We start from the raw sequence: 13,653 nt of genomic DNA on the forward strand, positions 1-13,653 counted from the left end.
GTTGGCCTGGAACTGCTCGCTCTTCGCATCCGCCCGGCTCGGCAGGACGTCCGTGGGCGGGGCGCCTTGGCGGGTCGACAAGCAGGAACCTCTCGGAGGACTGAACGAAATCGTAGAAATCGTTCCGGTCGCCGGCAAGGGTGATTCCACCCAGGCGTGAGTCCTCCCGATGTCCGATGCCGATTAACACGTCTTCGGGGTTCCGCGTACGCCTACTTGGACGACACGGATGCGAAGTCTCCACAAGCTTCCAACATGGCGGCGAACCGGCTCTTCTCCGACAACGTCCCACCCGGCGACTTCACGATGCGACTGCGGATCACCAGTCAACAGGGTGAAGCCTTCGTTACCGGCGCATCCTCGCTCCTCGCACACGTTCTAGGGTGGGGTTGCGTGTAGAGAACGGAGCGATGAGCCCGTCTCCCCGGCACTAGACCGGTGCCTCATCGGCTGCCGAGTTCTGGACCGACCGGTCGTCGAAGCCGGCCGAGGTCAGCCGCGCCTGCCCCGGCCGGGGCTTGCTCGGTCCCGTTCCAGCCATCGGCGAGGGACTGCGCGCCTGACGCACGTTAACGCTCCGTTGGTACCCGGCCGGCGCGCGCCCTGACATACTCCCTGAACTTTCGGACTAGTCCGAACGGACCAGAGCCACGTACGTACGGTCAGAGGGGGGCGCGTGGGGCTTCGAAGCAGGATCGATCCGACGGTGGAGGCCCTCGCGGATCTCCCGCTCTTCGAGGGGGTCAAGCGGTCGAGCCTCGCTGCGATCGCGCAGCAGGCGCAGCAGGTTCGCGCCCGCCCTGGGGATCTGCTCATGCTCGAACGCTTCCGTGGCGCACAGTTCCTGATCATCCTCGAGGGCACGGCGAGCGTCCGTCGTGGCCAGACCGAGATCGCCGCCGTCGGCCGCGGTGACTTCCTCGGGGAGATCGGTCTGATCGAAGGGTCGGACCGATCCGCGACCGTGGTCGCACAGACCCCCATGAAGCTCCTCGCCTTCGAAGGTGCGGGCTTCCGGCGACTCTTGGACGGCGTGCCCGCCGTGGGGCGTCGGATCCGGGAGGAGGCCGCAGCGCGGATGCCGGCGAACGAACCCCGTTCGACCAACTGACGACCAAGGAGCAGCAACCACATGGCACGGATGCGCGACTACCTCGATCACCTGGCCCAGGTACCCCTGTTCAGCCGCTGTGACAAGAACGAGCTCAAGGCCATCGCTCGTCGTGCCACCGAGCTGCGGTTCGAACCCGGCCGACAGCTCGTGAAGGAGGGTCGGCAGGGGGTCGAGTTCTTCGTGATCGTGAGCGGGAAGGCCACGGTGACCCGTGGAGGTACCGAGATCGCGAGCTTGGGGCCCGGCGATTTCTTCGGGGAGCTCGCGCTCCTCGACAACGAGCCGAGGAGCGCCTCCGTGACCGTCGACACCCCGATGGAGGCCCTGGTGATCGATGCCAGGGAGTTCCGCAGCCTCCTCGAGGACGCCCCTCAACTCACCTTCAAGGTGCTCGCTGGGATGGCACGGCGGATACGCGACCTGGACGACCGGATCCACTGACAGGCGTGGCCGAGGTTCCTGGGGGGACTGGCCGCTAGGAGGTTCTCCTGTATGTCCCCTCGACCGCGTACGTCCGGGCGTTCCGGAACCCGACCGACACGTTCACTGTGCGCGATGCTGCTCGTCGGGGCGACCTTGCTCGCGACGGTCGTGCCCCACACGGCGGCGGCCGGACAACCAGCTGACGACCCGAGCGGGCCCTACACGGACCAGACCGTTGCCGGGACGACGCCCCCTGACGGAACCCCGCCCGACCCGGACCCTTCCTGCGACACCACGGAGTTCCCCGGACAACGCAGCCTCATCGGGACAACCCAGACGCAGACGTTCGTCCCATCGCGGTCCGACCTCCGGGCGCTGGACCTCTGCATCACGAGCAACGTCCCGAACGTCGAACTCACCGTGACCGTCACGAGCGAGGGAGACCCGGGTGCCGCCTCCTCGCAGACGGACGCGGAGATCCAGGTGGGCCACGCGTACTTCCACCGCGTCACGTTCGAAACTCCGGACGGCGACCCCCTCGACCTCGACCTCACGCCGGGCAAGAGCTACACGATCACGGTCAAAGGACCAGCCGCCGTCGATGTCCCATCGGCCGTGCTCGCGTGGCGACTCACCTGTCAGCCGATCGATCCGCTCCTGGCATGCGACGGGTCACTCCCCGATCGCTACGCGGACGGCATCGCCGGAGAGGGCAAGTTCGGTACGAAGGCCGACTTCGGGTTCAGGACGCTGACCCCTGAGACCGCGGACCTGCACGCACAGGTCCTCGAGACACCGCGCAACATCTGCCGCGACCGCACCTACCCCGCCGAGATCCGGGTAACCAACTCCGGGGCGGCGGACGTCCGGGACACGACCCTGCTGGTGGAGCTATCCCAGGACGACATCCGCGACCCCGGGGACGTCCTCCTCGCATCCGTGCCGATCGCAGGCGCAGGGCTCGGTCACGAACGCTCGATCACGGTGCCGACCGATCTGCGTGTGCCGCCTGATGCGCTGGGTGCCTTCGGCGGACGGGCCAGGCTCATCGTCACCGTCGACGAGTCCGAGCGGGTCGTCGAGTCCGATGAGACCAACAACGAGTCGGCCGTGGAAACGGTCGTGACGTCCTGTGCCCCGGCTGCGATCGAGGGGCTCACGTTGACCGCGGATCGCGCTGCCGTGGCCGCCGGTGTCGGAGAGGTGCCGGTCACCGATCTGCCGGTCGCCTCGATCCCCTTCGCGGGAACCGGCCTCGCGGCCACGCCGCTGAACGCGAATCCGCTCAACGCCAACCCCCTGAACGCCAACCCCCTCAACGCCAACCCTCTGCTCCACGCGCCGCTCAACGCCAACCCGCTCAACGCGAACCCGCTCAACGCCAACCCACTCAACGCGAACCCGCTGAACGCGAACTCGTTCCTGTTCGGGGCGCCGTACCGCGTCCTCGAACAGGTGCCCCTCACGAGCGTGGCTCTCCTGCGGGCCGGCGGGTGGCAGGCGGTCCTCGATCGACACGCGGAGATCGTCGCCGCGACAGGACAAGGGAGCGAACCGCGCAACCACGTCGCTCTGCAGCATCTCTCGCTGCTCGACGTGATGACCCTGGATCCGGTGCCCCAACCACCCATCCGGTGGGGTGAGATCGATCTCGCCGCGAGCGGACTGGGCGGACTCGTGCTCGCTGCGGTCGCCACCGGCGCCACAGCCTTGGAAGACATCCACCTGCCCTCAGGACAGTCCTGGTGCGCCTACCTCGAGGAAGCGGCGTTCCACTGCTCCGAGGCTGGACTGGATGAGCACACCGCGACCCTCGTGACGCTCAACCTCCTGGGCCTCGACATGACCGCGATCCCGTTCAACGAGATCGGGATGGACGCGATCGCCCTGCATCCGTCCTCGCCGCTGGCGACCGTGCCGCTCCAGAGCCCGGACCCGGCGCTCCAGTTCGACGCGAGGCTGACCTCGTGGGCGACGGTCCCCCTGAGCGGCCCACTCACCGAGCTGGTGGACTGCGCATCCGTCGCGTGCGACGGGTCGGCAGATGTCGCAGCCGCGACCGAAGCGGACGCGTTCGAGCCCGGTCGAACGGTGGGCGACCTCCTCGCTGCACTGCCGAGAGCCGCCCTCAAGGACGCCACCCTGGGCGAGACGATCCTGGGCACGATCCACAACGCGGCTTCGCTCCCGTTCGAGGGGGTGCAGCTCGACCGTCTCGACCTCGCCGAGCGGTTCCAACCCGGACCGTTCGTCACGTACACGCTGTCCGCCGACGTGGCGCCGGACGGGGCATCGCTCGTCGATCCGGTGTTCCGGATCCTGCTCCCCCCGGGCTTCGCCTACGTCCCGGACTCCGCGACCCTGCAGGCCGATGACCAGTCGGCGGTCCTCGGCGAACCGACCACGCGCCCCGAAGGGGAACGGGTCGCCTTGACGTGGCAGCCGGATCTCTACGTCGCCGCAGGTACGCGCGCGTCGTTGTCGCTCCAGACGAACCCCGGACGGGTCCTGGGCAGCTTCACCGCGGTCGGGTCCGTGCACGGAGACGACCTGTCCGCAGCGGGTGCCTACGCCGCCAGCACGGACGAGTCCGCGCCGGTCGACGTCATCGAACGCTTCGAGCCCAACGGACCCGACGATCCCGCGGACGGCTGGGTCGAGGTCCCATCCGACACGCTCGTCCTGTCCCACATCGGAGAACCGGGAGACCTCGACGTCTGGAGGATCCCGGTACCGGCCGAACCGCACTCCCGCGTCAAGATCGTCCTCAGCCACCTCCCCGAGGACTACGACCTGATCCTGGGAGGGGCGACCGCGAACCCGCTGAACGCCAACCCGCTCAACGCCAACCCGCTGAACGCCAACCCGCTCAACGCCAACCCCCTCAACGCGAACCGGGTGGTCCCCGAGTCTGGGACGGAGTGGCACGCCAACGGCACCGACGGCACGACGCCACCGGAGACGCTGCAGGATCTCCCACTGAACGCCAACCCCCTGAACGCGAACGGGGTCCGGGCGGTCTCCATCGAGCGCGGTACCACGCACGAGACCATCATCATCGAGACGGTCGACGGGGAGGGCGGCTACTACCCGTTGATCGTGTCGGGGTACAACGGGGCCGCGTCCGTGGAGCCCTACGTCCTGCGTCACCACGTGATCGCACCCCACCGGATCGATCTCGGGGCATGCCAGCCCAAACCGTTCGCCAGCGGGACGGACGAAGACGGGACGCTTCCGGATCCCCGCACCGTCGACCCCCAGACCGACACGTTGTTCCTGCTCGCCCGGCAACGGATCAGCGACCGCTTCGGAACCCAAGACAGGGACGCGCTGCTCACGAAGGTGGGCGACGTCGGGGTTCGACACGATCTGGGCATCCGCGGTCTCGTGGTGCCGATCGCCGGGACCCACTGGGACCCCGACACGACGAACCCGGTAGCGGATGCCTACGCCCGTTGGGATGCATCCCGATGCGACCCGGTCGCCGCCAACGAGGTCGCAGGGGCCGTTCGTGATCTCGTGCTCGAGTACCGCAAGCATCTGCCGATCGCTCACGTGGTGGTGCTCGGCGACGACGATCAGATCCCGTTCCTCCGCGTCCGCGACGGTTCGGTGCTGGCCAACGAGGTCAACTTCGTCTCGACCGCGGTGGCGGACCTCGGTGAGGACGCCGGAGGAGCGACACCCGCCAACGGGACCCCCCTGACGGCCGCGCTGCAGGCGGGCCTGTTCCTGACGGACGACCACCTCGGCACGGCCCAGGCCCGACCGTGGCTGGATCACGGCGTCTGGCTACCGGATATCGGCGTCGGTCGGTTGACGGGGGACGTCACCACGATGATCGGTTCCCTCGAACGCTTCCTGGGAAGCGACGGCCGTCTGGATCCACAGATCCTGGACCCCGCGGCGGCCGCGGTAGCCGGGTACGACCATCTGTCGGACGGTGCCCACCTCGTCGCCCAGCGACTCCAGAACCGACTCAACACCGCGACCTCGACCCTGATCGGCGAGACCTGGGACCGCGCGGCGCTCGACGAGCTCCTGACGTTCGACACGACGGGCCGTGAGGTCGTCGCGTCCGTGAACGGTCACGCCGACCATCGCCGCTTCCTTCCTGCCCTCGGGAACCTGACGGGCAGCGCCCAGGAGCTGTACGAGGCAGGAGACCTCGCATCCTTCCCGGTCGGATCGCTCGTGTTCTCGATGGCCTGCCACCTCGGGTACGACCTCCCCGCTGGCGACCCCGGCGACGTCCGAGACTGGGCGGACGATGTCATGCAGCGACGCGGGGTGCTCCTCGCCAACAGTGGGTTCAACTACGGGGATACCGAGACCGTCGCTGCGGGCGAGCTGTACGCCGCGCTGTTCGCGGACAGCCTCGATGGGCAGCTGACCGTCGGACAGGTGAACGCGCTCACGAAGACCGAGATGTACGCCCGGGAAGGGACGTACGGCGCGGAGTTCCTGAAGGCGATGCAAGGGATGGTCCTCTTCGGGCTCCCCTTCTACAGGGTCGCGGCGACGGGCGACGTGGAGGACCCTGCTGCGCTGCCGAGCCCGCAACCCGATCCGGTGACCGGACTGGACGTCGTCGACCTCACGATCGAGCTCCCGCTGGCGACCCAGGCAGCCGACTGCCCGGACGGATCGAGCTGCCTCGTCCCGGAACTTACGGCCAGTGGGCTGATCCACCGGGTCGTGGGACCGCTCGGCTACGAGCCGCTCGCCGTGAGCGGTCGTCCGACAGGACCGCGCGCCATCCTCGACCTGACGGAGCTGCTGGCTGCGGGCCAACGCGTGCACGGCGCGGCGCTCCTGGGGGCGACCTCGGTCGATCTCGAGGATGTCGATCCCGTGTTCGCGCGTTCCGTGGTCGATCGCGGGGATCGAGAACCCGAACCGCAGGCGCTCGGCACGATCTTCCCGACCTCCCCCCTCCAGGTCAGCACCGTCGACACGGTCCTCGGGGAACGCCAGGTCCTGACGGTCCTGCCGTGGACGTTCCGGACCGACCGCCAGGAGGACGGACGGGTGATCGGCGATCTTCGTCTGGACACGTCCCTGTCGATCCGTCTGTACCTCTCCGAGGCCGCAGACAACGTTCCCCCCCAGATCCTCGACGTCGAGGCGCGGCGTCAGGGGCCGGATGTGACATTCCGCGTCTCGACGCTCGAGGCCAACGCTCAGGCCGCGACCGTCGTCGCGACGTACCGCGACCATCACGGGACGTGGCACCACGCCCGTCTGTCGAGTGGGGACGGTCGGACCTGGTTCGGCGTCGGGCCGCTCCCCGGCACCGCGGAAGGCCCCATCGACGTGCTGGTGCAGGTCGTCGACGCCGATGGGGACGTCGGCTACTGGCGCCACAAGGGCGAGCGCCTGCCGCTGTCTGGCCGGGGCGATGTCGCGTTCGAGCTCGCGGGAACACCTGGCGACAACGGATGGTTCCGCTCCGCCGTCACCGTGACGCTGGACCCCGCTGGAGCGCCCTACCAGCGACGCGTCGACGGTGGTCCGTGGGAGGAGCTACTCGACGGACCGTCGTTCACCGTCGCCACGGACGGGATCCACCGGTTCGACGTGCGAGCGTCCGACGGATCGCTGTCCAGGGACATCGTCATCGCGATCGACACGACCGGACCGGTGGTCACGATCGCCAGCCCCGCACATGGGGCGAGGTACCTGACCACGGACACCGTGGTCACCGACTTCACGTGCACGGACCCGACCTCCGGCACCGCCACGTGCGTCGGGACCCATCCGCCAGGCTCCCTCCTGCCCCTGGCGTACGGGGAGGACCAGACCTTCGAGGCGGCTGGGAAGGACCGAGCGGGGAACAGGTCGACCGCGACGTCCGTCTACGACGTGTACGAGCCCCCTGTGGAGTTCCGAGGGTTCTACTCGCCTGTCGCCAACGACGTGTTCAACCAGGTGGACCGCGAGGTGGACGCCGTCCCGTTCAAGTGGCGCCTGTACCGGGGCGGGGTGGCACTCCAGGACACGTCAGCCATCGCTGCTCTCCGATGGTCGCCCGTGGCCTGCGCCGCCTCCACGGACGCTGCGACACCGACCGGGGATCCGATCCCAGCTACGAGCGTCAACAACCAAGGGGTCATGCTCATCTCCGACAGGATGCAGTTCGACGCGGTCATCCCGGAGCCGTTCCGCGGCACCTGTCAGCGCTTCGAACTGAAGCTCACCGACGGTCAACAGATCAACGCATGGTTCCGGTTCTCATCCTGACGCGTCACGGGTGCGCGGCAGGTCCGAGGACGAGTCGGAGGGCCGGCACGGTCACGTCCAGGCTGCGGAGCGTCCGGTCGGCTGACGCCGTGTGGATCCGGGCGGATCGGGAGTCAGCCCCGGCGGACGACAACGCCCAACCGAGTGCGGCCTCAGCGAGCGCGATGTCGTAGGCCGAACCGACGGTCTCGGCGTGGCCCCTCGCGGCGTGCAACATCTCGTCTGCTCCCAGGAGGTCGCCGGTCCTCGCGAGCGCGACCCCCAGGACCCGCGCGGCGATGGCGTCCGCGGGGACCGGGTCGCGCCCATCGAGGTCGGCGATGACCTCACGAGCACGTTCGGCTGCCTCCCCCACCTCGTCCTGGAACACCAGCAACTCGGCCTGACGTGCGCGCATCTCGGTCGCGAAGGAGGAGGAGCCGATCCCCTGGAAGATCTCGAGCGCCTCCTCGAGCCGGTCGGTCGCGACATCGAACCGGCCACTTCTGGACGCCGCCCGGCCGAGGTTGCCGATAGCGACCCCGGTACCGATCGAGAACCCAGCGGCACGGAAGACGAGCAGAGCGTTCGTGAAGGCGTCCTCCGCCTCCGGCAGGCGCCCCTGGTCGGAGCGGATCTCCCCGATGTTGCTGATCGAGATCGCCGCCGCGACGGAGTCACCGATGCGGTCCTTCAGGTCGCGCGCCCGTTCGTAGTGCTCGACCGCCTTGCCCCAGGCACCCCGGTAGTAGGCCGCCACACCGAGGTCGATATGGACGATCGCTTGGCCGCCGAGATCGTTGAGACGCTCGTACAGCGTCAACGCCTCGTGGCGATGGTCATCTCCCTCGGGCGCGGTACGCAGCGCCCAGCCCAGCACGAAGTGCGCCCGCGCATCCAGCTCCACGTCGCCGGTCGCTTCGACGACCGGCAACAGGTCGCGGGCTTCACGCAGCGCCCGTGCGGTGCGTCCCTGGTGTAGGTAGACCTCGGCTCGACGCAGCCGCGCGCGTGCCCACAGGATCCTGTCCTCCCGTTCATCGCCCGATCCGAGGACGTTCGCCGCACGGCCGTACCACCAGAGGGCCTTCGAGTAACGACCCTCCCGCTCGCGGATGATCCCCGACCGGTACCACAGGGGTGGGCGTTGCGGTTCGAGCGCCAGGCGACGCGCCCTGCGGTAGGCGTGCTCCGCCTGTCCGTACGCACCCATCGTCTCGAGGTGATCGCCGAGAGCGGTCCACGTCGCGACGAGCTCGCCTGGGTCGACGCTGGCGATCCGTCCCGCTGCGTCGAGCGACCACCGCAGGAAACGAACGGCTGACTCCGTAGCGGCACGCTCGCTCGCGCGGCGCGCCGCGGCGCGCGTGTACTCCCACGACTTCTCGTACCGTCCCGCCCGGTGGTAATGAAGCGCCAGGATCTCGGCCGCTCCCTCCGTCCGACCCATCGATCGGGTCTCCAAGATGCGGGCCACGCGATCGTGGAGCTGGCGCCGCAGCCGGTACGGCAGTCCGGCGTACGCGACGTCGCGGAACAGATCGTGCTCGAACACGTAGGTGCCGTCCGGGTCCCGACGGACGAACTCGGCCAGCGACGCCATGTCATCGTCGTCGACCCCCGTGCCGGTGACCGACCGCAGCAGCTCGAGCTGGAACCTGGTACCCAGGAGCGATGCATGCCGCAGCAGATCCCGCTGCTCGGACGGGAGACGGTCAAGGCGGGCCGCGATGAGCCGTTCCACGCTGTCCGGGATGTCGTCGGCAGCGAGCTGTCCGTACGTCAGGAGTTGCTCGAGGAAGAGGGGGTTGCCCGAGGCCTTCCCGGCGAGCTCGGTCGCTCGGTCAAGCGCGACGAAGCCTTCACTCGCGGCCGTGTGGGCGAACCGCTGCACCTCGGCGGGAGCCAAGGGGGCGAGCTCGAGCTGCCTGTGGGCCACACCGTCCAACGAGGGCTCGCGGGTGGACGCGATCAGGAGCCACGATCGTCCCGGGATGACGTATCGCGAGAGGTACTCCAGGAGTGCGCCAGAGGCCGCGTCGATCCAGTGGATGTCCTCGATCCGGATCAGCGCCCGTTCCGGGAGGAGGCCAGTGAGGAGGGCACCCACGACCTCGTGTAGCCGGACGGTGCGGAACCTCGGATCCAGCGCTTCGACCTCCGCGGTAGGGGCTGTAGGGACGTCGATCACGGAGCCGATCAGGGGAGCCCACGGAACGAGGGCCGCGTCCACCGAATCGATCGCCGCTCGAAGCGGCCGCTCCTCGTCCCGACCGGTGTCGAGGAGGAACCGGAGGAGCTCCCGGAACGGGTAGTACGGGGTCGCCACCTCGTACGGATCGCAGTTCGCGTAGTGCAGGCGCATCTCCGGGTGCCGCTCCCGTAGCTCGTGCACGAGCCGGGACTTGCCGATGCCGGGAGGACCGATCAGCTCGACCACCCGGCCGGATCCGGCATCGGTGGCTCGCAGTTCGTCCTCCAGCACGCCCAGCTCGTCCTGGCGACCGATCAACGGGAGCTGTGGCCGCTGCTCGACGCGAACGCCCTGACGGTGGCCAACCGTGACCGTGGGAACCGGTTCCCGCTTCCCCTTGAGGACGAGAGGGACGACGGGGCCGAGGTCGAACCGCAGGCGGGTCCGCTCCGTCACCTCCTGCGCCGCGAGCACACCCCCGGCTGGGGCCTGGCCGGCGAGTCGAGCGGCGAGGTTCACGGTGTCGCCCATCACGGTGTACGTGCGCCGGAACGCCGGACCGACGATCCCAGAGAAGACCGATCCCCCGTTGACGCCGACCTGCACCTCCAGCGGAACGGACGCCGCCACGACCTGCCTGGCCGTACGCAGCAGACGGTCAGGGTCGTCCGGGTGGGACACGGGCGATCCAGCCACGAGGATCAGCTTCCCCCCGTCCGGCGCGACGTCGGAGCCGAGGAGCGCCAGCCGGTGCTCATCCGCCGCGTCCTGCGCCACGGTGAGTAGCTCGTGGAGGGCCGACGCGCATGCCTCCCCCCCGTCCCTCGTCAGGAGCTCCTCCGTCCCGGAGAAGGCGACGAACGCGACGATCGCCTGGCGGTGCTCCGCGCGGGTGCCGCCTGCGCCGAGGTGCCCTCGCACCGCGGTCGGTAGGTAGGTCTCGACGTCCTGGATCCGACCATGTCTCTCCGTCGATCCTTCCGCTGGCCCGGGGCTCGCCGGACCACGCGGTGAACGCGACAGCAGGTACCCGCCCGCCCGGCGATCTCCCAGCGATGCTTCCGGGAGGCACCGAGCGGTTCCGGAGGAGACGACGATCTGGCCTCCCTCAGCGGAGGACTCGAGAGCCAGCACGGCGGTCGCAGCCGGTCCCGTGATCACGAGTTCCTGGTGCGACCCGCCGACGAGGAACGCGTCGATAGGGCCGGTGTAGACGCCCTGCCTCATCTGCAGTCGGACGCGCCCCGCTGAGGATCGCAGATCGGCGAGGGCACGCAGCCGATGTCGCATCACCGCTGCCGCGCGAGCCGAGCGCAGCGCGTGCTCGGGCCCCTCGAAGAGGAGCAGGAGGGCGTCGCCTCCGAACTTGAGGAGATCTCCCCCATGGTCGTAGGCGACACGGAGCAGGTTGCCGAACACGTCGTGGACGAGATCGCTGACCTCCTCCGCGCCCACTCGACCGTAGGCCGCCAACCGTTCCGAGAGAGGGGTGAAGCCGGTGATGTCCGCGAACAGCAGCGACCCGTCCAGCACCACGTGTCGTCGGCCCGACCCGAAGCGTCGCACCCAGTCGAGCGCCAGAGCTGGGACGAACGGGACGAGCTCCTCGTTCCGAGCCAGCACTTCCGGGGCAGTTAGGGACGACCCACCGACGATGCCCACTCCAGGCGCTGTTCCCATCCTCCGAGAACGATACCCAGAGATCTCACAGCGAGACAGGGTTGCGTCCGGGACGGGTCCTCGCGACGCGAGACGAGCTCACCCAGCCGCACCCGGCGTTCAACGCGGCGGGCAGCCCGCCCCGCCCTTCACGGTCGGATCGGCGCCACCGATCAGGCACTCGACACCGTTGACCACCCCGATGCCCTGGACGGTCGACCCGCCGACCTTGAAGTCGCTCCCCCACCCGATCAGCGGGGACAGCTCGAGGAAGGCCGAGTCCCGGTCGAGGAGCAGCTCGATCCGCTTGCGGATCATCAGCTTGCCGCGGTCGTAGTGACGCTGGACCTTCTCCTCGCCACCGCCCTCACGAGCGAGGGCGAGCTGCTCGTTGAACCGCTCGATCAGCTCGAGGTTGCCGTCGCGGTTGGCCTGGAACTGCTCGCTCTTCGCATCCGCCCGGCTCGGCAGGACGTCCGTGGGCGGGGCGCCTTGGCGGGTCGACAAGCAGGAACCTCTCGGAGGACTGAACGAAATCGTAGAAATCGTTCCGTTCTGTGGCAAGGCCCGGATCCACCAGGCGTGAGCCCTCCTGATGTCCGATTCGGGTAGACACTCTTGTCTGACAACGGCCTGTGTAGTAAGCGTTGCACGTTGTGAGACGGGCAGTCCGCCTTGCCAACGTGAAGGAGGACGCGGATGACATCCTCGATACGGAGCAACGCGAACCGATGGCTGACCGCCATGCTCGCCGTCGCGCTCGTGCTGGGGCTGCTCGTAGGAAGCAGCCAGAACACGGCGCAGGCGATCGACCCTGGCCAGACCGACATCGCCTACGTCGCCGACGGCTACAACTTCCCCGACGCGCTCATGGGCGCGACCCTCGCTGGGCTGAACACGGCCCCCATGCTCGGGGTCCGCAGTCCCACCACCGGCGACACCGTGCCGCCGGAGACCGCAGCGGAGCTGGACCGCCTCACGAACAACAAGGCCAACAAGCTCGACACGATCTACGTGTTCGGCGGACCCGCCGCCGTCTCGGACAAGGTCGTCGGCGAGCTCAACGCGTGGACAAACAACGTCACACGCATCGCAGGAGACAACCGCTTCGCCACGATGACCGAGATCTCGCAGGCCCTGCCGACGAAGGTCAAGGACTCCGACCTGCTCGACGGCATGGACTCCACCGACTTCCTCGGGGCAACCGACAAGGCCGCAGACTCCGACCTACTTGACGGGATGGACTCAGCGGTGTTCCTACCGATGTGGGCACACGTGTTGGATGACGGTTCGATCGCGGCGCAATCAGGCGGGATAACGACCACTGACGGTGGGGACGGGGACGGGGCCATCTTCGTGGTGTTCCCCAACTCTGTCTGGGACGCGCCCGTGACGGCGAACGTGTCGAGGGCCCCGGCCGCAGATCCTGGAGCGGCCGGCGGACAGATCGTGGTGACGCCGTGCGGTGGGGAGGATGCAGGGGATGAACAAGGCGTAATCTGCAGCGAGAGCAACACCAAGAGCACCGTGCTGGTCGACACCACCGACTCCGCCGGGACGCCGACCGATCGTTCGTTCTTCATCCGGGTCGGCGGGTAGGTCCTACGGGATGAGCGGAGCCGTCGTCGGCTCCGCTCATCCCGTTCCGAACGACGCCCCGTCAGCTGAGCCAGCCGCCCCCCCGTCCGTGCCGGGTGGCGACTATGGCAGCGAGGATGGACAGGGCGATCTCCTGCGAGGTGCGGCCGCCGAGGTTAAGTCCGACCGGGGTGTGATTCCTCGCGGATCTGTTGGAGATACTCACTCGCGTGACGCCGACTACGAGCCTGCGCGTTGGACGCGCGGTCATGACGCGCGAACGCACGGAGGTTGTCCGTTCGGCCGGGGAACCTAGATACTCCCGCGACCGAACGGCGGGCCGAACGAACCGCCACCGTTCTTCGGGGTAGGAGGCCAGGTTGTTGGATCGGCCGACCGCTCCGCAACGGTGGTCGCCCACACCCCGATGCAGTTCCTTGCTTTGAACGAACCGGGGTTCCGT

At 68.6% G+C, this 13,653-nt stretch carries 6 protein-coding genes; 4 read left to right on the forward strand and 2 right to left on the reverse strand.

Annotated elements, in window-relative coordinates; translation table 11 throughout:
- Positions 1-706 precede the first annotated feature (706 nt).
- From KY469_20940 to KY469_20950, 3 genes are all read left to right on the forward strand, one after another.
- Positions 707-1,111: a cyclic nucleotide-binding domain-containing protein gene (locus KY469_20940; protein ID MBW3665570.1), complete on the forward strand. Its 405-nt coding sequence runs from the start codon at positions 707-709 to the stop codon at positions 1,109-1,111.
- Positions 1,112-1,132: 21 nt separating this feature from the next.
- Complete coding sequence (locus KY469_20945; protein MBW3665571.1) at positions 1,133-1,555, forward strand: cyclic nucleotide-binding domain-containing protein; 423 nt, start codon at positions 1,133-1,135, stop codon at positions 1,553-1,555.
- 114 nt (positions 1,556-1,669) lie between these two features.
- Positions 1,670-7,780: a PxKF domain-containing protein gene (locus KY469_20950; protein ID MBW3665572.1), complete on the forward strand. Its 6,111-nt coding sequence runs from the start codon at positions 1,670-1,672 to the stop codon at positions 7,778-7,780.
- Positions 7,781-7,784: 4 nt separating this feature from the next.
- Here the strand turns inward: KY469_20950 and KY469_20955 are convergent, their stop codons facing one another.
- Together KY469_20955 and KY469_20960 are read right to left on the reverse strand one after the other, a co-directional pair.
- Complete coding sequence (locus tag KY469_20955) at positions 7,785-11,633, reverse strand: tetratricopeptide repeat protein (GenBank protein ID MBW3665573.1); 3,849 nt, start codon at positions 11,631-11,633, stop codon at positions 7,785-7,787.
- A gap of 99 nt (positions 11,634-11,732) precedes the next feature.
- Positions 11,733-12,083 carry a hypothetical protein gene (locus KY469_20960; GenBank protein MBW3665574.1) on the reverse strand — a complete coding sequence of 117 codons (351 nt, stop codon included), beginning with the start codon at positions 12,081-12,083 and terminating at the stop codon, positions 11,733-11,735.
- A 228-nt stretch (positions 12,084-12,311) separates the two neighbouring features.
- On the opposite strand from KY469_20960, the gene KY469_20965 reads away from it, so the two are divergent.
- Complete coding sequence (locus KY469_20965) at positions 12,312-13,211, forward strand: cell wall-binding repeat-containing protein (GenBank protein ID MBW3665575.1); 900 nt, start codon at positions 12,312-12,314, stop codon at positions 13,209-13,211.
- Positions 13,212-13,653 lie beyond the last annotated feature (442 nt).

This window comes from Actinomycetota bacterium (assembly GCA_019347575.1).
GTDB lineage: Bacteria > Actinomycetota > Nitriliruptoria > Nitriliruptorales > Nitriliruptoraceae > JAHWKY01.